The sequence below is a fragment of the Spartinivicinus poritis genome (genome assembly GCF_028858535.1).
GTDB classification, from domain to species: domain Bacteria; phylum Pseudomonadota; class Gammaproteobacteria; order Pseudomonadales; family Zooshikellaceae; genus Spartinivicinus; species Spartinivicinus poritis.
In genome coordinates, this window is sequence record NZ_JAPMOU010000067.1 from 1 (window position 1) to 21,971 (window position 21,971).

General features: G+C 39.6%; 19 protein-coding genes. 14 read left to right on the plus strand and 5 right to left on the minus strand.

Annotation, left to right across the window (positions count from 1 at the left end; translation table 11 throughout):
• Together ORQ98_RS26295 and ORQ98_RS26300 are read left to right on the plus strand one after the other, a co-directional pair.
• Positions 1-7,280 (plus strand): DUF637 domain-containing protein (locus ORQ98_RS26295; protein WP_274691798.1); only part of this gene is annotated, 7,280 nt, incomplete at its 5' end.
• A 2-nt stretch (positions 7,281-7,282) separates the two neighbouring features.
• Entirely contained in the window at positions 7,283-7,600 is a 318-nt protein-coding gene (locus tag ORQ98_RS26300; protein WP_274691799.1) for an immunity protein YezG family protein, read from the plus strand.
• A gap of 3 nt (positions 7,601-7,603) precedes the next feature.
• Here ORQ98_RS26300 and ORQ98_RS26305 read toward each other — a convergent pair whose 3' ends face one another.
• Positions 7,604-7,900, minus strand: a complete 297-nt coding sequence (locus ORQ98_RS26305; protein WP_274691800.1) for a hypothetical protein — start codon at positions 7,898-7,900, stop codon at positions 7,604-7,606.
• A 335-nt stretch (positions 7,901-8,235) separates the two neighbouring features.
• Here ORQ98_RS26305 and ORQ98_RS26310 point away from each other — a divergent pair, with 335 nt between their 5' ends.
• Entirely contained in the window at positions 8,236-8,532 is a 297-nt protein-coding gene (locus ORQ98_RS26310) for a hypothetical protein (protein ID WP_274691801.1), read from the plus strand.
• A gap of 374 nt (positions 8,533-8,906) precedes the next feature.
• Here the strand turns inward: ORQ98_RS26310 and ORQ98_RS26315 are convergent, their stop codons facing one another.
• Positions 8,907-9,449 (minus strand): hypothetical protein, encoded by a 543-nt coding sequence (locus ORQ98_RS26315; RefSeq protein WP_274691802.1) that lies wholly within the window; start codon positions 9,447-9,449, stop codon positions 8,907-8,909.
• 93 nt (positions 9,450-9,542) lie between these two features.
• Positions 9,543-10,271, minus strand: a complete 729-nt coding sequence (locus ORQ98_RS26320) for a hypothetical protein (RefSeq protein WP_274691803.1) — start codon at positions 10,269-10,271, stop codon at positions 9,543-9,545.
• A gap of 168 nt (positions 10,272-10,439) precedes the next feature.
• Here ORQ98_RS26320 and ORQ98_RS26325 point away from each other — a divergent pair, with 168 nt between their 5' ends.
• From ORQ98_RS26325 to ORQ98_RS26365, 9 genes are all read left to right on the plus strand, one after another.
• Entirely contained in the window at positions 10,440-11,702 is a 1,263-nt protein-coding gene (locus tag ORQ98_RS26325) for a Y-family DNA polymerase (RefSeq protein WP_274691804.1), read from the plus strand.
• Positions 11,703-11,749: 47 nt separating this feature from the next.
• The gene (locus ORQ98_RS26330) at positions 11,750-12,454 is read left to right on the plus strand and encodes an SOS response-associated peptidase family protein (RefSeq protein ID WP_274691805.1); all 705 of its coding nucleotides are present in this window, start codon (positions 11,750-11,752) and stop codon (positions 12,452-12,454) included.
• Positions 12,455-12,562: 108 nt separating this feature from the next.
• Positions 12,563-13,699, plus strand: coding sequence for a hypothetical protein (locus ORQ98_RS26335; RefSeq protein ID WP_274691806.1), 1,137 nt, complete (start codon positions 12,563-12,565; stop codon positions 13,697-13,699).
• Between the two features lie 100 nt (positions 13,700-13,799).
• Positions 13,800-14,000 (plus strand): hypothetical protein, encoded by a 201-nt coding sequence (locus ORQ98_RS26340; RefSeq protein WP_274691807.1) that lies wholly within the window; start codon positions 13,800-13,802, stop codon positions 13,998-14,000.
• Between the two features lie 210 nt (positions 14,001-14,210).
• Positions 14,211-14,576 (plus strand): hypothetical protein, encoded by a 366-nt coding sequence (locus ORQ98_RS26345; protein ID WP_180571272.1) that lies wholly within the window; start codon positions 14,211-14,213, stop codon positions 14,574-14,576.
• Positions 14,577-14,597: 21 nt separating this feature from the next.
• Positions 14,598-14,891: a hypothetical protein gene (locus tag ORQ98_RS26350; RefSeq protein WP_274691808.1), complete on the plus strand. Its 294-nt coding sequence runs from the start codon at positions 14,598-14,600 to the stop codon at positions 14,889-14,891.
• Between the two features lie 343 nt (positions 14,892-15,234).
• Complete coding sequence (locus tag ORQ98_RS26355) at positions 15,235-17,361, plus strand: AHH domain-containing protein (protein WP_274691809.1); 2,127 nt, start codon at positions 15,235-15,237, stop codon at positions 17,359-17,361.
• A gap of 17 nt (positions 17,362-17,378) precedes the next feature.
• Positions 17,379-17,933 (plus strand): imm11 family protein, encoded by a 555-nt coding sequence (locus tag ORQ98_RS26360; RefSeq protein WP_274691810.1) that lies wholly within the window; start codon positions 17,379-17,381, stop codon positions 17,931-17,933.
• 125 nt (positions 17,934-18,058) lie between these two features.
• A complete protein-coding gene (locus ORQ98_RS26365; RefSeq protein WP_274691811.1) occupies positions 18,059-18,514 on the plus strand; it encodes a hypothetical protein in 456 nt (151 codons plus the stop codon).
• Between the two features lie 26 nt (positions 18,515-18,540).
• Here ORQ98_RS26365 and ORQ98_RS26370 read toward each other — a convergent pair whose 3' ends face one another.
• Positions 18,541-18,765, minus strand: a complete 225-nt coding sequence (locus tag ORQ98_RS26370) for a WGR domain-containing protein (protein WP_274691812.1) — start codon at positions 18,763-18,765, stop codon at positions 18,541-18,543.
• Between the two features lie 767 nt (positions 18,766-19,532).
• Here ORQ98_RS26370 and ORQ98_RS26375 point away from each other — a divergent pair.
• Positions 19,533-20,555, plus strand: coding sequence for a DNA-directed RNA polymerase subunit alpha (locus tag ORQ98_RS26375; protein WP_274691813.1), 1,023 nt, complete (start codon positions 19,533-19,535; stop codon positions 20,553-20,555).
• Positions 20,556-20,672: 117 nt separating this feature from the next.
• On the plus strand, positions 20,673-21,323 hold the full coding sequence (locus ORQ98_RS26380; protein WP_274691814.1) for a class I SAM-dependent methyltransferase: 651 nt from the start codon (positions 20,673-20,675) through the stop codon (positions 21,321-21,323).
• Positions 21,324-21,381: 58 nt separating this feature from the next.
• On the opposite strand, the gene ORQ98_RS26385 is transcribed toward ORQ98_RS26380, so the two are convergent.
• Positions 21,382-21,660, minus strand: a complete 279-nt coding sequence (locus tag ORQ98_RS26385) for a WGR domain-containing protein (RefSeq protein ID WP_274691815.1) — start codon at positions 21,658-21,660, stop codon at positions 21,382-21,384.
• Positions 21,661-21,971: the final 311 nt, after the last annotated feature.

Genomic DNA, 21,971 nt, shown 5'->3' on the forward strand with positions numbered 1-21,971 from the left:
GTACAACCGGCAATACTGTCATCACCACAGCAGGTGTACTTGATAATCAGCAGGGTGAAATTGCCACTAATAATGCGGGTCTCACAATTACGGCGCAAACCGTCAATAATCAGCAAGGAAAGATAACGCATACTGGTCAACAATCACTCACCATTACTGCCCAGCAAATTAATAATCAACAAGGTGAATTATTTTCAAAAGGCCACTATCAAAACGGCCAAACTAACCTAGATAACCGTTCTGGGGTTGTGGCGGCTAATCAAGTGACCATAACAGGTAATAGTCATGTCGATAACAGCCAAGGAGAAATAGTCGCTGAGCAGCTTACTATTCAAACCACAAATGAACTAATTAATGATGCAGGACTGATTTCTCAATTAGGTGATAATACTCAAATATTATCTGCTAAAACTATTCGCAATGGCATCGTCAATGGCCAGCAAGGACGAATAGAGTCTAATGCCACCCATTTAACCCTACAAGCAGAGTCACTGGAAAACAGTGGGGATATTACCCACGTGGGAACAGGGACATTGGATGTTGCGATTCAATGGTTGAATAACCTGAAAGGTAAACTGCAATCAAACCAGTCACTTAACGTATCAGCAGACTCGATAGACAACAGTCAAGGCATCATTGGGGCTAATAACGTTGAGTTAACCACCCAGCAGGCATTGAATAATCAGTCGGGGCTGATTCAAGCGAAAAATAATACCACACTGACCGTCGGTAGTGATTTATTAAACCAACAAGGGCAGATTCAAACCTTAGCGGGTAATGGCCAAACCTTGGTTAATGTACAGGGCCAACTGGACAACACTCACGGTATTATTCGCAGTGAAAATCAGCAACTGACGGTTAATGTCAATACCCTGAATAACCAGAGTGGTAACCTGGTCCAGGCGAGCAACAAGCAATTAACCGTTACCACCAACCAGCTGAATAACCAACAAGGTAAAATCATTAGCTTGGGTAGTTATCAGCAGCAAGGTGGGGCTATTGATAACCAGCAAGGATTTATCAGTGCTAAATCAGCGGCTATTACCAGTGCTAGCCAATTAGATAATACTCAGGGCCAGATTGAAGCAGAAGCCTTAACCGTTAATTTACAAGGTGATTTGATTAATGACGGTGGTGCCTTGCGTCAGGTAGGCACTGCTGACCAGCAAATTACAGCACGACACATTAGCAATAAAACCGTTGCTGGAAAAGCAGGCCAGCTCGCTTCCAATGCTGCTCAACTGACCATTACGGCGCAATCCCTTGAAAATGAAGGTGAAATTAACCATGCAGGTGTTCAACTGCTGACGTTAGCTATTGATAGTTTAGAAAATATTAAAGGTAAAATTAATGCCAATAATGCGCTGAATATTCATACTACGCAGCTGAATAATACGCAAGGGGTTATTGCTGGCAAAACAGCAGAGATTACAACCACTGATCAACTTAATAACACACAAGGGTTAATTGAGTCTGGTACGCAACTGGCCATTAATGCAGGTCTGCTGTTGCTGAATGTCAGTGGTACTTTGCGTGCGATAGGGCAGGCAGGTGATACGACCCTACAGGCTAATCAAATCAATAATCGCCAGGGAACGATTGAGTCTAATAATCAAACACTGCAAATCACCGCCGCTGGTCTCGATAATACCCAAGGACTTATTAAGCATTCGGGTGATCAAACGACCATTAATGCCACTAATAATGTAATGAATAACAAAGGCCAGATATTGGCTGAAGGTCTGTTATCTGTCACTGGTCAACAGTTAAATAATATTGATGGCACTTTATACAGCACGGGTGGTTTAGACGTTGATGTGAATGGCATCAATAATACACGAGGTTTAATTTATAACCACCATAACAGTGATTTGTCATTTAATTTCGTTAATGGGCAATTAATCAATGAGCAAGGCAAAGTCCTCAGTGACCTGGACCTGGCCATTAATGCACTCTCCATTAATAACAGTCAAGGCTTGTTACAAGCTGGCCGCCAATTATCAATTAATACCAATGACTTGTTCAGCCTAAATGGCAGTGATATCCGTGGAGGTCAGGGTATTTCAGTTGATACTAATAACCTGATTAATGATGGTACATTGGCTACACAGGGAGATTTATCGTTAGCCGTTAATAATAGCTTAACGAATAAAGGCACTATTTCAGCCTTAGGCTCTCTGTCATTACGTGCTAAAACGCTGACAAATGAAGTGAATAGCGCACTGACAGCCAATGCCATTGATACGTTAACGGTTCAAGGTACCCTGACGAATAAAGGTCGATTGACTGGGTTTGAGAGTTTTTCACTTAATGCCAATGCATTAGTCAATAGCGGCACGTTGGGTAGTGGTGATGCGTTAACCCTGAATATTACCCAAAAACTCACCAATAATAATGGCGAAGAGGGCAGCTTAATTTTTTCAGCTGGCGATATGAAACTATTCGCCAATGAAATAGAAAACCGTTTTGCCGATATTTACAGTAATGGCGATTTAGTGATTGCCCGAAATAATGGATTAGCTAAAAATAAGTCCATTATTAATTCTTCAGGCTTGATTGAAAGTTTAGGTAATATTGATATCTACACAAATAGCTTGCTGAATAAAAAAGACCGTTTTGAATACAAGGAATTTCCTACCTCCGGCACCATTACTTACCAGTGTTTAGACTGTAAAGGTAGCCATTACGACTTATATTATTTTGTTGAAGAGCGTCAACGGGCTGATATTGTTAATGATTCCCCTGCCAGTCAGTTAGTTGCCGGTGGCAATCTAACCATCAAAGGTGGTGATATTGTTAACCAAAACAGTTTAATTTCAGCCAATAAAAATATCACCATTACAGGCGCAAAATTAGTTAACCAAGGTGCACAAGTTACGACAGGTACCCGTTATCGTAAGTTTAGAAATCCGGAAGACTCAGAAGGTAAAGGGAATTTCTATAATTTAATCGAAAACGATATTCGGATATATAACGAAAGTAATAGTGCAGAGATTATTAAATATACAGATACAAAAAGATATTACAGTCATGATGGTGGTGAGCGCATACAAGAAATCTTTTTCTCACCTTCAGAGCAAAAAACGGGTGTCGCTAACCCTAACTATGATCCTGATAATTATGTGCCAGTTCCTACCCAAATATTAGGTTATACCCTGGTAGAAGATTCTACCGTACGGACGGAATCAGAACCTGTCGGTAAATCCACCATTCAAGCTGGTGGCAATATTAATGTACAGGTTAGCCAAACGATTAGTAATTCTGAATTAAAACCGAATGGCGCGTTAAAACAAATATCCAATAAAGTGGGTAATGTTTCAGCGGTTGGCCGTCAGTTAGCACACCAAGCGCCACAAGCGATTAATCAGGCCAGGAAGTCAGTGGATGAGGCCACCGTTGCATTGCAGTTAGGCTCAGTCGCCAACACTCTGACTAATTCGCAAAGTCAGGTTAATACAGGTAATGGCACCATAACGGCTAATACTAATGCAGCTAACCGGGTTCCTGCTGGTAGCGCATTTATCGCGGTTAATCCATTACAAGTGTCGGGCTTTAGATTACCAAAAGGTAAATACGGTTTATTTACACTGCCAACGGCTACGCCTAAGCATAATTATTTAATTGAAACTAACCCAGCTTATGCGGATTACGCCACTTATTTAAGTTCAGGGTATTTACTCAACCGTTTAGGCTATAACGAAGACAAGATTACCAAACGGTTGGGAGATGGCTTATACGAAACTCACTTAATTCGCCAGGCTATTTTTGCGCAAACGGGCCGACGGTTTATTACCAGTTACTTTGCGAGTGACTACGACCAATTTAAATACTTAATGGATAATGCCGTCGCTTCCAAAGAGCAACTGAACTTAAGCTTAGGGGTCAGCTTAACACCTGAACAGGTGGCAGCCCTGACCCATGACATCGTTTGGCTAGAAGAGCAACAGGTAGATGGTCATAACGTGTTAGTACCTGTCGTGTACTTAGCACAGTCCCGTCCAGGTGAACTGGCCGCAGATGGCTCCCTAATTATTGGGCAAAATATTAATCTGCTCAGTGGTGGTGATCTGAATAATGCGGGGACGATTCATGCTTATAAAGACCTGAAAATCTCAGCGGCTAATAATATTTTAAATACCGGTATTATTGCCGCCAATAATGATTTAACGGCCGTTGCGGGCGATAACATTATTAATAGTCAGGCAGGTCAGATTATTGCTAATACACTCTCTTTGACAGCGATTGATGGTAGTGTCATTAATGATCGTCTGGTTGCTGAGCGTCGTGGTACCTGGACGCGAGGCCATGAATTTATTGTCTCAGATGTTGATCAAGCTTCGGTTATTCATGCCAACCAAGAGCTAAAAATTACAGCAGGTCAGGATATTCTCAACCAGGCTTCTGTGATAAGCAGCTTAGGTAATGCACGCCTGGTGGCAGGTAATAACATTGAAAATACCGCTAAACAACAAAATAAACGCGATGCTTATTTATTCCATAAAGGCCATGAAATTAAAGAAAGTATCCGTCAGGTTGGTTCTAAAATCGATGTAAAAGGCAACCTGGCATTACAGGCGGGCAATGATATTACGGTGGTCGCTAGCCAAGTGAATGCGGGTGGCCAGGTGAATCTAACGGCTGGGAATGATGTGACGGTTGTCGCTGCAGCCAACGAAGACCATTACGATTATTACTATAAAGGCGGTAGTAAGAAACTCACCATTAAGCAGGATTCCGTTCACCACCAAAAAGCACTGATAAGCAGTGGTGAAAATACCACCGTTAAAGCCGGTGGCAATATCCAATTATTGGGCAGTGATATTGATGCTAAAGGCAATGTGGACTTAACCGCACAAGGTGAACTGAATGCTTTAGCCGCTACGGACCAGGAATATTATTACTACGAAAAGAAAAAGAAAGGCTCGTTTGGTCGTAAAAAATTCCAGTTAGATAATACCCTTGATCAAGTCGTGGTTGCTAGCACGATCAAGGCTGGTAACGATTTGACGGTGACTACCGGTGGAGACCAAGAATACCAGGCTGCAGAATTAACGGCAGGTAACACGCTGGCCTTAACCAGTGGCGGCAAACTGAAATTTACTGCAGCAAAAACCCAGCAGGTTGAGCGTCATGAAAAGAGCAAAAGTAGCTTAGTATGGCAGAAAGCCAAAGGGGCGGGCAGCACTGATGAAACTCTGCATTACACCAAGATACTGGCTAAACACCCCATTATTTTAAAAGCCGCTGAAGGGATCGAGGTGGATGTTGAGCATGTTGATAATGCTACCATCGACCAAATGCGTGAACGTATTGTTCAAGCAGACCCAAGCTTAGCATGGCTAAACACCTTAGCTGAACGGGGTGATGTGGATTACAACACCATCAGAACCATTCATGAAAGCTGGGATTATGAGCACTCAGGCTTATCAGGTGCAGGGGCATTAATAGTAGTTATTGTAGTTGCTGCCTTAACGAATGGTACAGGGGCTGGGCTAGTTAAAGCTACTGCAGGAACTTGGCAAGCTGCTGCAGCCAATGCAGCCTTTACCACTGCAACTCAGCAATTTGCTATTGGCACTATCAATAACAAAGGTAATATCGGTGCAGGCCTGAAAAATACTTTTTCTAAAGATAGTTTAAAAAATATTGCCAGCTCAGGATTATCTGCAGGCCTACTCACAGGATACGTTAATCCAGCACTGGGAGTGGATGTCACAGCAAAACTTAATTTAAAAAATATTAGTGACATAAAACAGTTTGTCATTCAACAGACAGCAGAAGCGACAACTAAAGCATTCGTTAATAGTGCAATATACGGTGGTGATCTTGGAGATAACGTTAGCCATGGCCTAGTGAATGCTGCCAGCAATATTGCTTCAGGATTAGCATTTAATGCAGTTGGTGATTTAGCTGAAGAGTACCCAGGGCTGTTACCTAATGGGAGTCCGCAAAAGGCTACACTGCATGCCATTGTAGGAGGCTTACTTTCTGAGGCTTCTGGTGGAGACTTTAAATCTGGAGCAATTGCAGCCGGTGCTAATGAAATACTTATTGAACAGCTGACAAAGAGTAAATGGTTTAATGAAGGTAAACGTGAAGTAAAAGTCGAAGCACTTTCACAGCTCATCGGTGTGACTGCTGCTTCATTAGTTGATGGAGATCCTGAGCAAGGGGCACAGATTGCATTACAAGCAACACGCTATAACCTTTTCTTTCATGAGCAATTGCTTGATGCTGCTGAAGAGATAAAAAAATGTGGTAACAATGATTGTATAGCAGATCTACTTAAAAAGCGTTTGGCTCAGAGTGATGAGCAAACTTTACAGGCGATTCAAGTTTGTGGAGGAGGCAGCCAGGCTGATTGTGCAGACATTATTAGAAATGTTGCTAATAGCAATGGGAATAGTAAATGGATAGACGAGTACTATGCAGCAATACTGTCGGAGGGTACTCCTGAGCAGATAAGAGCCTTTAACCGGTTAAGACAAGAAAACAAAGATTTTGACCAACTGGTTCAGCCTTCAATAATTCAAAAGACAGTTGAAGTGCTCATAGAGCCACTTGCAAATAAATTAGGCTTAACTCCAAAGCAAACACAAGCATTAATTGTTAGTGCCAGTGGTACGCTCCTAATTAGTAAATTAAGATCATCGGAGAATTCTCGAAGGCAAAGAGTAGATAATGATAGCAATAATCGAATAAACTCAAATAATAACCAGGAAGTTGAGACTGCAAATTCAAACTCTCATACTACTTCAAGACAACAAACAACTCAGCCAGAAATAAGAACCTTTACTGCTGGCTCTACAGGAAATTGGAGTAGAGAACTTAGTAACCCGCGTCCAAATACAGTTTATCGAATAGATGGAAACTCTTTCCAAACAGATAGCCTAGGAAGAACTATTGTTGTTGATATTCAAGAACTTAGACTTAACCGTACTGATAGAAACAGACATCAGCAACGAGTTGCAGGGCGAAATTTCAGAGAAGATGATGATGTAGGAGGACATTTACTTGGAGCTCAGTTTGGAGGGCCTGGAGAAGGTATTAATATAGTTGCAATGAATCGACAGTTAAATGGTAATAGTCATGCTTTAGGACGATTTGGGCAACTAGAAACAGAATGGGCCAACCGAATTCGCTCTGGAGAAAGGCTTGGTGTTACAATTAGACCTATTTATGAAGGTAATTCTCTTAGACCTGTAAGGTTTGACATTACGGAGACTGTTAATGGACAAGTTCAAAGCAGAATTCGCTTGTTAAACCAACCAGGAGGGTAAGAATGAGTAATGAAGAATTTGAGCCGGCAGCGAGGCTTTTGGAAGAAAATGCACCAAATGATTGGTGTAAGCTATGCGCACATTATAGGTATCATGACGGACTTATGGATATAAAAGTATTTTTCAAAAAATCATTGCAAGAAGACTGGAGTATATTTGATACTGGTGGTTTTGACTTAATGGATTTTTTTGATGAATACCGCTCTAAAACACATCATCTAGCAGAGAATCCTTGGAGCGGTATCAGAGTTACAGTTGATAAAACAAGGAAAATTGAGGTTGATTTTGAGTATCATAAACAAGATATTTTTAGTCGATAGATATTACTCTATAGATACTTCATACTGACCTTCAGGGCTTATTGTTATTGTCATGGTTCCCCAGTCCTGTCCTTCTGCAGACATAATTTCTTTGAGCTCCTTAGCAGCATTCATAGGAGCTATAAAGTTTATAGGCTTAAAGGAATTTTTACTGGAGTTGGAATTGGTAAAATAAAAGTTAGACTGGATTTCATTGCCGGTTATCTCTACCTTCATAGAAGCACTTTTCCAATTACTAGGTAGTGACTCAAACATACATTCACATATGCATTGAAATAGCTCTTCTTTAGTATAAGCCATATACATACTCCTGTGGAATATAATGGGTAGTATTACTAAGAGTTTAGATAAAGGCAAGTGAATGTACTTGTTTTTCGCAGACGATAAGTTGAAAAATGCAATATCTAATTACCTTATGCTTCATTTGGCTTCAAACAATCATCTGTTACTGATATCTCTAAAGAAGTCTTAGAGATGGCGCTACGGGATTTGTTAGGATACTTTTGGGTCGAGGTTTACATGTTATTGATGTTGTAAATAAGAATGGGAAGATATTTATATTGACACTCAAGCAGGTAAATTTGTAGACCTGAAACCTGGTATACTAGTTTTATTAGCTATTCCATAGAAGTTTTATGAGTAATATTACTTTTGAACATGCGCAAATGCTGGCTTGGAATCTTGTTAAGAATAGTTTAGGTACTTGTACGGGTAGTTTGCTTAAAAAGCATTTTAGAGAGGAAGAGTTTGGGTGGATATTTTATCCAAATCAAGAGCTAAACTTTCCTGATAACTCTATACTTAAAAATGAGTTAATTGTTGTAACAAAGAAAGGTACCGTTAGAACTATAGTTGACCTCTCCGATAACACTAAGAAGATGGATCAATATATTATTCAGTTAAAAAAATATATTGATCTTAATGGTGAATAATCTCGTGAAGTTGGGGCAACAAATATGATGTTAAAAAATATAAATGACAGCCAATCCCAACTAGCCATAAATAACAGACAGGCATACAACAATCCATAACTTTCTACATTAGTAAAATTGACTTTGAGTTGGCGCGAGATGATAAAATTGATTTAGATGCACTTTGCATTAAATATGGTGTCAATTAGACTCTTGTCCACGACTCTTGATTTAACATAAGAAAGTTTATGCGAAACTCACCTGTAAGTATTTACAGGTTATAAATGGTCTTTGATTCATTGTCTGATCCTTGGTTTGATGATACCTTTCCCACGCCTTGCACCAGGCCATAACTGGGACAAGGCATCTGCTGGGAGTGCTGAGCCTCCTGGCTTTTACCTGGTTTGCCCAAAGTCCCGCTTTTTAATTTTGGCCATTCTGCCATCAGGATGATGAAAGACTAATCCTTCAATATTTTGATGTTGTAACCACGCTTTTAACTCGTTAAAGGTGCGAGGGGCATCGGCATACTGTTCTGCATCAGAATGCTTGAACAATACATGACGTTCAAAGCCTTCAGGGTTTCCCTGTATTTTGGGTCCCAACAGCTCATAGGTACCGTCAGGCATGCCTTCTTTAAAAGCCTCTTGATACCATTTATTCTCATTTTCAGCGAAATCGACAGGAACCCAACCAACCGTTTTACCGGTCACCTCATCGTAGTCGGCTAATACAAAATTATCGGGCTTGGGTTTGCCTTTTTTGACCTCTCGCCGTTTATATAATTTGCCACTTTCTATTAAACAGCAGGTGCCGTCGTATTTTTGTGTTGCAACCCCTTCGCCAGCAAAAACCCAGTCGCACTCAGAGTGGGCTTCCTGTATTACTTCGCTCATGTTATCAGGGTTTCTTTTAAATATTGTGGGTGTTTTTTTCATATCGGCCACTTAGTGATTAATGTTCCATTGGAAGTCATGTTGAGATTAATTGGCATACACTCAAGCTCGCTATAATCAGCTAAAAAATTGCTATTAGTCGGATTCAGCAGTTGTTTCATTACATTGAGCAACCCACTCATAAGCCAGTGATAATATACAAATCTCAATAACCCCAACGATTAGCCAAATAAGATCGTAAACAAAATCCAAATAATAAGGCAGAAATGGTAGATAGCTTATTATTTGACTTGTCAAAATCGGCAGCAAACCAATTAACACAAATAACCGTAATTGATGGTTAGCTGATATACGCCATGCCCATCGCAACGACTTTTGCTGGTCTGTCGCCGTTGCAGGCAGAATCAGGCTCCATCTAGAAATACAATAAGTAGCCGGTAGCATCAAAATAGCCATTATCGAGCTGAACGGTAAATGATTTTCCGGTAACAACGTAAATAGATTATAGCTAATTGCCATCGCAGCGCTATATATCACTGAAAAACCAACAAATATTAATAAAAACCTGGTTTCTCTTTTAGTCCATCTTAAAACGGGCGTTGATTTAATCGCTTCATTGCTGAGCAGAAAAACTCGATGACAGCCAATGGCACTCAGCACAAATGTCAGGCAGTAAACTATATAAATAAACAAATACAGTATAAAACTAATTTCAGGAGGGTGAGGAATCAAATAATCCATTAAAATCATTAAAAAAATAAATGGAATCCCTAACCGCAATAAAGCCGTTATATTCTGAAAGGGAGTTTTTAATCCTTTTAAAAAAATTTCTTTTAAAGGCAGGGGTTTATTTACTTCAGTCAATTGTCTTCAACCATAATAAGCAGATTTTAAGAGGGTGAATAATATACATGTTGACCCAATGAGTAAATCAGACTGATCACTGCGCGATCAATATTAACTGGATTTGACACCAATTAGATACCTGTATACTGTTTATATGCACAGTATTTTGTCGGTTGTTGAATTAGCATGTATGCGCTCACGGATATGAACTGCTTTTATGTAAGCTGCGAGCGGCTTTTCAGGCCAGATCTGGCAGGTAAACCCGTGGTAGTGCTCAGTAATAATGATGGGTGTTGCGTCGCTCGATCCCCAGAAGCCAAAGCCCTAGGGATCAAGATGGGTGAGCCTGTGTTTAAACTGCAAGGTTTGATCAAACGTCATGGCATTACGGTGTTCTCATCAAACTATGCGTCATATGCCAATATCTCCAATCGAGTAATGGCTGTCCTTGAGCAGCTATGCCCTACGGTTGAGGTTTATTCCATTGATGAAGCATTCCTTGACCTAACAGATATGGCTTGTGAGGCGTCCTTAAAAGGCTATGGGTTTAAGGTGAAACAAGCCATTGCCCAATACTGTGGTATACCCGCGTGTGTTGGAATTGCTCCAACTAAAACCCTAGCAAAGTTAGCCAATCATGCGGCTAAGCAGTATCCAAGTACAGGTGGTGTGGTTGATGTCTGCTCAAAAAAGGTTCAAACCCGCTTACTACAGTGTATGCCAGTTGATGAAGTCTGGGGGGTTGGTCGACGCTTAAATCAAAAGCTACGAGCAATGGGGATTAATACAGCCCATGACCTGGCAAACTATCCTGAAAAGCTACTTCGACAGCATTTCAGCGTGATGTTAGAACGTACAGCCAGAGAATTAAACGGCGAGTCTTGTATCGCGTTAGAAGAGCACCCTCCAGCAAAGCAACAAATTGTGTGTAGTCGATCATTTTCCAAACGGGTACACAAGTTGAAAGAGTTAGCCGAATCTATCAGTTGTTATATGACCCGAGCGGCGGAAAAACTCAGGCAACAACAATCCAGAGCCCAGTTAATCAATGTGTTTATTCGGACCAGCCCTTTTGCTGATACTCCACAATACAGTTGCGGTGCTTCCCTGCCCTTACCCCACCCTACGAGTGATACCCGGGTTCTGGTCAAAGCTGCTAAAATGGGGCTAGAAGCAATTTATCAACCAGGGTTTGCTTACGCGAAGGCTGGAGTTATGCTCTCTGATATCAGTGTGTCTAGCTTTAATCAAGCAGACCTTTTCACTCCTGAGATTGATACACAAAAATCACAACACTTGATGAAAACAATTGATCAGATCAACCGTCGTTTTCCAAAAGCCTTATTTCTAGCGAGTAATGGTACCCAACGAGGCTGGCAGATGGCCAGACATCACTTGTCTCCAGACTACCTTACCAGCTGGTCTGATCTACCTAAAGCCAGATTATAACAGCCGTTATACTTCACTATATGACCAAGGAAAGAGTGAAATAAATAATGTGCGGGCAATTTGGGTTGGCAGATAGTTTTAACTGGGGCAAGTTTACAAAGCGACTGAATTTACAGGATATTAACGACCCAGCATCGATAAACCTACGGTATAAAGAAGCATTCGTACCTACCAACACTGTATCCATTATTACTCACCAGGACGGTTATAAAGTAAACGAAGCCATTTGGTGGTTATTGTTAGAAGAGGCTGAAACCCACTTTAAAGCAAATGCAAAATATGCAACATTCAACTCAAAATCTAGCAGGCTAATTACAAGCCCTGTCACTAAAAAAGCATTTAAGCAAAGTCGCTGTATAATCCCAGCTACTCACTTTGTTGAAGGTGATGGACCACAGGGCAAACGCTATTATCATTTACTCAAATCTGCTAGCGGTATGATTGCGTTCGGGGGGCTATACCGTGAATGGACACACTCTAAGACAGGTGAACACTGCTATTCAGCTTCAATCATCACTTTGCCAGGACACCCAAAACTTAAGAGTATTCATAAAAACTCACTGCCGTTAATGTTACCTCTCGACCAGCCTGAAATAGCACATGATTGGTTAAACCCAACAATACAAGACCCACAGTATTTTGAATCACTTCTACAGCCAAGGTTGCATGAGTCATTACAGGCCCAGCCAATAGAAAGGCCTGGTCATCCCACACCTAATGGTGACCAGTTTAGTATTAAAGCTGACGGGTAGACGAATAATTGATTTAATGAGCCTATGGTGTAGGTAAGGTTTGAAAAATTTCCCTTACCACAACTCGATAAAAGAACCCTCAACTTATTAATGCTTTGAGTAATCTGCATGGGCCATAGAGCTAACTATTTTCTTGTTGAAGAAAATAAAACATCCATATTTTATCATCATTGGGGAGCAAAATCGTTGCCAGAGGACTTCTTCTGGGGCTTTGATCCCAGTCTTAGCTATTTAGCAACGTTAGAGTCAGGGGAAGAAAAGTTGCTTGATGATGTATGGTGTGAAGGAGCAATTTGCATTAAGCCTGAAAGCCGAGAGCTGATACTATTTGGTGGTGAGGATCTTTATTATGATAAATCATTGCGCAATGTCTTTTTATCAATGATGTCTATCTCCTGGGCTGAGTGGCGTATTAAATGGGCAAAAAAAGGAATTATAGATGTTATTCAGCTATCCTCAATGTCTCCAGAAAGCGTCACCTCAAATAGTAATACAGATGAAGACAGTGATGACCTGACACAACCTGAAGCTGATACTTTTGATGGTGAGTGGCATGAGTGTTTAGTTTTAATTCGCTCAGAGAAAGACTTGATCACAACCTCAAAAGACTCTGCTCAACGTGTTTTATCAATAGGGCCAGGCTTGTTGGATCAGCTATCAGAGATACTTCCTAGAAGTATCATTCGAGAGGGGGACGATGATTTTCCTGTCTCACAGTTATTTATAGACACAACCTGCAAGACAATTCATATTTGGGAAGAATATGAAGAACTGCCTGATAGAACAGACTTACTAAGTAAACTATGGACAGGCTGGCAGGTTCACTCACATCCTGGTGGTTTCTATGAGTTTTGTCAGGTGGCTGGCATCCCCTATTTTGAGCATAGTCGTACCAGAGAAGAATATATAAAGGAGATCCGCCACCTATTGCTCCAAGATTCAAGCTTTGATCCTGAAGAAGTATTGCAAACAATAGTAAAGCATGTTCATGATGAAGAAAATTTCATTGAAAAGCTCAAATCAAAGGTAGTGAATATTTTTATTAAAAAGGAACCTAAAATACAGGTTCATCCTAGTTTCCTACAAAAAGACAAACCCCATCTTGAGAAAAAAGCAAAAATGGAGCTATTTTCCGCAGTAATTGACAAGTTTATGAGTGATATACCTGATTTAGAAATAGTGCTGAGCGCTGATGAAGACTGGTTTAAAAATGGGTTACCTGAATTGATACAGTCCTCTAAATAAAACTTCAATGATCAAAAATCGATCGACTATACAAAGATTAAGTACTAACAAACCTATGAATAATATTGAGCTAAAGCAACAAATTTTAAGCGTAGTAAATATGGCTATGCAACAAAGTTTTAATCGAGCATTAAGTGCCTTAGAAGATGCAAAAGCAATCGATACTAAAAAAATGCGAGAGCATTATAGTGGTTTTGGTTCCAAATACTATGATCTTGTTACCGAGCAAATGAAGTTTACAGAACAACAATTGGAACCTATTATCGATGCAATTATTCAGTCGAGCCAAGGTAATCGTTAGTTCTTATATCACTCTAGTTTCACCACAACATATTCATGATAGATTCTATAAAAACAGGTTAATTTTTGATTAAGGATCAACCTGTTTTCTTGCGAAAAAACAGCTACTGTTGACCTCAATACGCACAAAATAAATAGAAATTTAAGTGCATTCTATTATAATAGAAAAAGTTGTTCGTTTTATTAGTTACTGAGTAGGCACACGGAAGCAATGATTACTAAAGTATTAAGGAATTTTTTTCTAGGTATTCTAGCTACGGTTTTGATTGGTAGTCTTAGTTACTATATACGTTTGAAAATGATCGAGAAATCAGCAGAACACTTTATAACCAAAAGTCAAGAATATTCAAAACAAGTACTTGAACAACAAAGATCAAACCTACAGGCAAAACAACGACAAGCAGAACATGACTATAAGAAAGCTCAGGAAGAGCATGCTTTTAATGAGGCCTTTTATGCGTGGTATACTGAACCAGATGGCTGTGACAACTGGAAGTCTGACAGTCATATGGTTGAGTGTGTTAACCACAAAATAAATGCTAAAAATACATTTAAATCGATTTATCAAAACAATTAAGTTATTTAGTTAGGGACGCTAATGAAAAGGACACTCTTTTATTTGCTCTTAGTTTCAATGAGCAACTATACTGCTGCTGATACGCTAAGTGATCAACAAATTAAATCACAAATAATTCAACAATCTATTCAATCATACCCTGGGAATTGCCCTTGTCCTTATAATCGAGCCAGTAATGGAAGTCGCTGTGGAAAACGTAGTGCATGGAGTAGAGCGGGAGGTTATTCCCCCTACTGTTACCCTTCAGATGTCTCAAATGAAATGGTCAAGCAATATAAAGCTAAGCAAACATCCTCAACTAATAACAAATATTGATCACTTAATTAATATGACTAGCCTCACTATTAAAGCAAATCATAGCACTAGACATTAATCAATCAGTTACCTTAAAGCCATTCTGCTAAAGGTTTACTATTTCTGCCCTTGCGCTTTTAACCCTCCCCTTTTAATGTACTGCTTTTGTTTCTAAGTAAGCCATTGAAGATGCAGTCATGGAAGTAGGAGTAATAGCAGGTTTACCTCTAGCCGCATTGGGCGAGGGTTTACGCGCTTTTTCTAAGTTGAGTGTTACTTATCATGCATATTGACTAGTCTTGTTTAAATATAGACTCGTTGTACAGCAGTATTTTCAGACAGTAGTTAAGGAGCGCCAAATCACATGCGTTACCGTATTAAGTTTTTAAACGGCGCTATTTACGAGTTTCATAGAAGCTTTGATGAGCCTAGTGAGGGCTATTACCCTAAAGGACTCCTAGGGGAACATGAAATACGTCAGTTTTTCCGGCGCTGTATCAGCCATTCTAGTAAATCAACTGATGGCTACACAGATGGGCGCACGATCATGGAGTTTTTACTTGGTCTGAGTCTGTCGGAAAAAGAGCTTGAAGACCGTTTTGTAGAAGCCGTCGAATGGAACCAGATTTTCATTTACGGCAACCAAGAACCTCCACTCCTCCCAATGGTTAAAAAAGCAAAGCAGGTCAGCCTGGATAGCTTGGCTTATAAAGCTATTGGTGACATAGCCAATGAATCTGAAAATAAGCAAAAAACTCTTGAACTTGAGCTGTTTTACGACGATTTAGAAAAAACGCCTGCAGGCAAGACTCCTTTCAAGATCACTTTCAGTAACAATGAATGTATTGCTGGTGTTTTGGATGAAAAAGGCTGTGCAACCATTCCAAATGCACCAGATTTACCGGCTCAGGTTACATTTGGTGATGAGGCGGCTTTTAATGAAGCTGCAAACTCAATCATCGGTGCTTACCAACAACTTGCTTTTGTATTGGATGATGCAGCCAGACAGATTGGCAAACATATGTTAGCGGTGGCGCGTAGCCAACCAAAAGCAGAGGAACCGCCAGCTGATATCAAAGAGGCTTTTAAACAAGCTGTCGAAAAGGAGTTAGCAAAATATAAGGCCAAAGCAGAAGAGTATGATCAAAAAACTTTTTTACAGAAGACTTGGGAGCAAGCCAAATCAGTAACTACCGGGGTTAAAAAAGGCTTTACTGAGTACGTGCCAGATTTAGGCGAATTTGGTGATTTAATGGATGCAGTTGATCTTGATGTAACTGATCTAGTTGATGCAATTGCGACAGGTAATGTAGATGAGTTAGAAACGAAGTTCCAAGCCTGGCAGCGTGATAATAAAGGATTTGCAAAAGCCAGCGAAGCAATGGAAATGCTGATACTGCTGCTATCAGATGAGAAGAGCAGAGAGTTAATTGCCAGCATTCCATTTAGAATATTGCAAGTACTCCCACCTGACGAAGTGACTGAAATACTGAGTTCTCAGGCAACTCAAACAGGTATTGATGCTACGATTGTTGCTGGCGGAACTGCTGCAGGTGCCCTTGCCGGTGGTGTAGGCGCTCCCATTGCAGCTGCTACATTACTTACAGCGGCTGCAGGTCGAAAAGGGGGGAAATTAATTGAAGCCATAATCAATATATTAATGGCGATAGCTGAAAAAATAAAAAAACTATCTGCTTATCAATGGGGCGGCACTAGAAAATATCAGCAGAAAAACCAAATTAAGCATATTGAAGAAAATAAATCCTTTAATAAAGGAGAGAATAAACAAAAGGCTGATGAAGCTGAGAAAGAGAATAAAAAATACAAATGTGAATGGAATAAGTGTAAAGGCAATCATGAGAAAAAAATCAGATATCCAAGCAATGGCAGTGTTCAAAGAAATAACACTTATGACTCTGACTGGATACGTGCAGGCTTAGAGCCATGGGTGTTGTATGGTCCAGGCCGAAACAGTTATGCTACTCTGGCTGACTATAAGGATGAAGCCCCTAATGCCAACTATACTGCTACAGCAGCAGCTATGATATACCCTGAATACCATACTCAAAAACACCATTTAATATCTGTTAAATTATTTGAATCTGTAGACGAACTCAGTAGTAATGCAAAGTTAATTGGCTATGATGTAAATCACCCTAAGAACGGTATTTGTCTTCCCTCCTTCATGGCCGATATTGTACAGCACGACTTACAGCTCCATCGAGGTAGACATAATAAAAAACTATATGATTTAAAAGTACTTCCTTACCTTATGAATATTAGGGATGACTGTTTGAGTTACTGCCAAAAAGATATTAAGGGAGATAAGCGGAAGCAGAAAGACCTAATAAGTGATTTGGATGCACTAGCAGGGAAGGTAAGAGCTAAGGTTGTTAACTGGCAATATTTGCTATCAAGCAAGGCTCTTAAGCGCCGTACAGAAAGTAATGATCGGTATGAAAAAGCCATAAAGAAAAAAAGTGAGGAATAGTAATCGTGTATTGGATAATGGCAACAGAACTTCAAGATGATGATGAGATTATTATTTATAGTACACCTCCCTATATTAAAAATAATGGGTTGAATTTCTCTCGTGGTGTTTATGATCCTAAAATATATCCTGAAATCGAGTTGACTTATACTAAAGATCCAGGCGAAGTATTTACTGACAACCTTGCTGCTATAGGGTGTAATGGATTAGTTATTAACGAGAAAATTAGGCAGAAAATAAAAGAACTAAATATAAAAAATGTACAGTATTTTGACCTTAAATTAATAGACAAAGACACCCAAAAAGAGAATATAGACTATAAAATAGCCAACGTTATAGGGACTGTTAATTGTTTAGATTACGATAATTGTGATTTAGAGTTGTCGAGTACGGGCTCTATTCTCTTTATTGAAAAACTGGCTTTTATTAATCTAGATGAAGATAAGCTCCCTGAAATCTTCCGGTTAGGAGAATTCTTGCCGCTTATTGTTGTAAATGATCGTATTAAGCAAGCATTTGAGGCAGAAGGTTTTACAGGTTTTGTTTTTTATAAGCCTGAAGATTACTCATAGAAGACCATATGATTTAGAGTAATTAATGATGAAGTATGATAGCGAATACTACATTGCTAGAGAGGCTTGTATGACAGGGGTTATGTTTAAGCGTGTTGATAGCTGGAATATTGGCAGTTCGTTTGATGATTAACAATATAGAGAATGCGCTAAGAAAATTTCTATTTAAATATAGTGAAGTCGATTTGCTTGAAGTCATGATTGACACTGGCGCTGGAAAAGAAAATATAAGCCTTGAGAGAGGAGGGATGAATATAACTCCTTACCTAAATCTCTGGGCGTGTAATATCTTTGAAGGAGAAAGCTTTTTTGATGCCATGAAAGAGGTGTCAGAACATGATGACTGGGGTTTTTTGGAGGATATTACTGATCAGGTAGGCAGTAACTCTTTCAACATTTCACTGACCGAGTTCTACCCAAATTGGCCAGAACAAGTAAAGCAAGGTGATAACAAAGTGATTAAGCTACTTGGGAAGAATGCTAAGTATTTATCCAATGATACAATATTCATTTTTCATCATGTTTGGGATTGGCCTGCTATAGACATTCGTACTGGACAAGAGTTGTACATTCCTATGTAAGCCTTTCATGCTAAGTTGAATTTCTGTTACCCCGTAACACCCCTGTACCCCTTGCGCCGCTTCTCCTTAACTAGTTTTTCTTGAACGGCGCGGGCTTCTTCATAACTATCAAATGTATCAATTTGCACTTGTCCATTTGTACCAATCTTGCCCCATTGCCTGAGTAGCGACCACTTCCCGAACAAGTCTTTCTGAATCAGCAATGTATAGAATTTGTGTGATTTTTCATCGCTTAGTTTTAGGTGAATCATCCTGATTACCTGGCCGTCATGTGGCTGAAAGTAAAGCAGGGTAGAGGGCTGATATCAATACAACGATTACATCACAAGTATTTGTTGAAATAGTATACAAATAATATTGAGCGGTTAATATAAAACCTAGTTTATCTTCCTGGCTTTTGTAGGCCAAGCCTGTGCTGTAAAGGAGGCTTTGAGTATGAGAAGAGAGGTTGTAAGTAAATCAACTGTGTTAAGCCGGCTTAAGGATAGCTTGAAGGTTTGTGCGGGACTAACTGGTTTTACCTTGTTTTGTAATTGGTTGAATCCCTATTTACACCCTTTTTTCCAATGTGATGTAGCGCCTATGATGTTGGCTATGTTGCCAATAATGTGTTCATTAATCATTCTTTTTTATGCTTTGGGAATTTTTCGAGATGGAGTTCATCTCTCTTCAACAGAGGAAAAGAGGGGAGATAGAGCAATATTATTTATAATAATCTCCTCCTTAGTATTAGCTTTTCTCATGGGAAGGCTGTCTTAGTAAGTAGAATACATAACAAACCAACGCTACAGCCCTTTATCTATGGGGTTCTTTAATTCTAATGTGACGAAGTATCATATATTGATAGCTGACTAGTTTTTATCCACAGAAATGGTGGATAAGGCTGTTGATATCCCGTTAGTCAAAATTAAAACCTATATTTTTTAAAACAGTTTATACTGTTTAATGGCCGCGTACCCTGAACGCAGTTGACTGCTTATTTTGTATAAATATCAGGGTTAAACAGGTAACTATATTTATGCAAAGCTTTATATCTGAACTCCTCACTCCAAATCATATTCATGTACAACCAATCAGTGCCACACAAGCAAAAATTACTCTAGAGCCATTAGAGCGCGGCTTTGGACACACTTTAGGTAATGCCCTTCGTCGAATCTTGCTTTCCTCAATGCCCGGTTGTGCAGTTGTTGAAGCAGAAATTGAAGGAGCATTACACGAATACAGTACAATAGAGGGTGTTCAAGAGGATGTGATTGCCATACTGCTGAACTTAAAAGGTCTAGCGGTAAAAATGCATGGTCGCGATGAAATAATTCTTTCGTTATCAAAAAAAGGGGCTGGGATTGTCACGGCTGGTGATATTCAGCTTGATCATAGTGTAGAAATAGTTAATCCAGAACATATCATTGCCCACCTAAGTAATACTGGAGAGCTTAAAATGAAGCTCAAAATAACTCGTGGCCGTGGTTATGTTCCTGTAGATACATCTAAGGCCAGTGAAGATGAAAGTTGCTATGTTGGTCGTTTACAACTAGATGCTGCATATAGTCCAGTGAATCGGATATCATTTACCGTGGAAAATGCTCGTGTTGAACAGCGTATAGACCTTGATAAACTTGTGATTTATTTAGAAACTAATGGAACATTAGATCCAGAAGAAGCTATTCGTCGAGCTGCGACTATTCTTCAGCAACAGCTGGCAGCTTTTGTTGACTTCGAAAAGGTTAAGGAACCTGAACCAGAAAAAGAAGATGAGTTTGATCCAATTCTATTATGTCCTATTGATCAGTTAGAACTCACTGTGCGTAGTAATAACTGCTTGAAAGCAGAACATGTTTATTATATTGGTGACCTGATCCAGCGTACGGAAGTTGAGTTATTAAAAACACCAAACTTAGGTAAGAAATCTTGTATTGAAATCAAGGATGCACTTGCTTCTAGAGGGCTATCACTAGGTATGCGTTTGGATAACTGGCCACCAGCGAATTTAAAAGAAAATTATGGCATAGAGAAACTTAAACCTTTATTTGCAAAATATTAAACTCATACCAGAAGAAAGCTTCTTTCACACTTACCTACAGGTGGACACAAAATACCACTCCCGTTTTGTCATTTATCTTCGATAGTTGGCTTAGCGCTAAAATGTATAGGCAGATGAATGACAAATCTACGTTTATGCTACCAAACCATTGAGTTTGGAAAAACAGACATCCATATTTGCACTTTACGTGACAAGCAACAGTTTTATGACCCGAATGGCACAGCAGAAAAACTCGGCATATGCTCTGCTTCTTGGCCTATTTTTGGAGTGATTTGGCCATCTAGTTTAGTTCTTGCTCACTTTATCTTTGATTATGAGGTAGGTTCAAAACGAATACTGGAAGTAGGCTGCGGTATGGCGTTAACCAGTTTACTACTGAATAAACAAGGTGCTGATATTACCGCAACTGATTATCATCCAGAGACAGAAAGGTTTTTACAAAGAAATATACAGATTAATGAAGATCGCGCGATTGCTTTTGAGCGAATAGACTGGGCCGACAAAAATGACAATTTAGGCCTTTTTGATCTGATAATTGGTAGTGATCTTTTATATGAAGATCAGCATATTGAATTACTAGCTAGTTTTCTTGAAAGGCACTCTAAACCGACTTGCAATGTTATTCTTGTTGATCCAGGGCGTGGTCGCAAAAACAAACTGAGCTCAAGAATGATTGAATTTGGATTTATTTCTACGCACTTCAAGCCAAGGCATACAAGCTATCTAGATGAGGAATTTAAAGGCCATATTTTAAAGTTTGAACGTTGATCAAAGCTGGCAAGCATGACTTGATTAAAAGTGTTGAAAACTTGGTTTGATTTAGCTGTTACACCCCACTATACCCCTTGCGCCGCTTCTCCTTGACTAGTTTTGCCTGAACGACGCGGGCCTCTTCATAACTATCAAATGTATCAATTTGCACTTGTCCCTTTGTGCCAATCTTGTCCCATTGCCTGAGTAGCGACCACTTTCCGAACAAGTCTTGTTGTATCAGTAGCGTATAAAACTTGTGTGATTTTTCATCGCTTAGTTTTAGGTGAATCATCCTGATTACCCGGCTATGAATTAGCTGATAGTTAAGCAGGCAAAAGAAAGTAGCGCTCAAGCCTGTCTGTTTTTTTTACAAATCATTCAAAAATTAATTAATATTATCTAATAGAATAACGTTATATCTACCTCTTATAAGGTTGGTACACTAGTTGCACATGCTCCTGTCCTTTAAAAATGTCATTTATGTTTACTTTAAATGAAAGGAGTGTTGCAAATGCAAAGATTTTTAAAAGGAATAACCATTGCTGCAAGTTTAGCTGCTACTTCAAGCGCTTTTTCGGGTGTAATTACTTTTGAGTCAGGCTTTACAGACCAGCAGTTTGTATCCAGTGTTAACACCGGCGATAACGTTGTTCAATTCGGCTT

What these genes read in the sequence shown, in the direction of transcription:
- ORQ98_RS26300 (WP_274691799.1), top strand. Translation starts at nt 7,283, where the DNA reads ATGAGTAATGAAGAATTTGAGCCGGCAGCGAGGCTTTTGGAAGAAAAT.
- ORQ98_RS26305 (WP_274691800.1), bottom strand. Translation starts at nt 7,900, where the DNA reads ATGGCTTATACTAAAGAAGAGCTATTTCAATGCATATGTGAATGTATG.
- ORQ98_RS26310 (WP_274691801.1), top strand. Translation starts at nt 8,236, where the DNA reads ATGAGTAATATTACTTTTGAACATGCGCAAATGCTGGCTTGGAATCTT.
- ORQ98_RS26315 (WP_274691802.1), bottom strand. Translation starts at nt 9,449, where the DNA reads ATGAAAAAAACACCCACAATATTTAAAAGAAACCCTGATAACATGAGC.
- ORQ98_RS26325 (WP_274691804.1), top strand. Translation starts at nt 10,440, where the DNA reads ATGTATGCGCTCACGGATATGAACTGCTTTTATGTAAGCTGCGAGCGG.
- ORQ98_RS26330 (WP_274691805.1), top strand. Translation starts at nt 11,750, where the DNA reads ATGTGCGGGCAATTTGGGTTGGCAGATAGTTTTAACTGGGGCAAGTTT.
- ORQ98_RS26335 (WP_274691806.1), top strand. Translation starts at nt 12,563, where the DNA reads ATGGGCCATAGAGCTAACTATTTTCTTGTTGAAGAAAATAAAACATCC.
- ORQ98_RS26340 (WP_274691807.1), top strand. Translation starts at nt 13,800, where the DNA reads ATGGCTATGCAACAAAGTTTTAATCGAGCATTAAGTGCCTTAGAAGAT.
- ORQ98_RS26345 (WP_180571272.1), top strand. Translation starts at nt 14,211, where the DNA reads ATGATTACTAAAGTATTAAGGAATTTTTTTCTAGGTATTCTAGCTACG.
- ORQ98_RS26350 (WP_274691808.1), top strand. Translation starts at nt 14,598, where the DNA reads ATGAAAAGGACACTCTTTTATTTGCTCTTAGTTTCAATGAGCAACTAT.
- ORQ98_RS26355 (WP_274691809.1), top strand. Translation starts at nt 15,235, where the DNA reads ATGCGTTACCGTATTAAGTTTTTAAACGGCGCTATTTACGAGTTTCAT.
- ORQ98_RS26360 (WP_274691810.1), top strand. Translation starts at nt 17,379, where the DNA reads ATGGCAACAGAACTTCAAGATGATGATGAGATTATTATTTATAGTACA.
- ORQ98_RS26365 (WP_274691811.1), top strand. Translation starts at nt 18,059, where the DNA reads ATGATTAACAATATAGAGAATGCGCTAAGAAAATTTCTATTTAAATAT.
- ORQ98_RS26370 (WP_274691812.1), bottom strand. Translation starts at nt 18,765, where the DNA reads ATGATTCACCTAAAACTAAGCGATGAAAAATCACACAAATTCTATACA.
- ORQ98_RS26375 (WP_274691813.1), top strand. Translation starts at nt 19,533, where the DNA reads ATGCAAAGCTTTATATCTGAACTCCTCACTCCAAATCATATTCATGTA.
- ORQ98_RS26380 (WP_274691814.1), top strand. Translation starts at nt 20,673, where the DNA reads ATGACAAATCTACGTTTATGCTACCAAACCATTGAGTTTGGAAAAACA.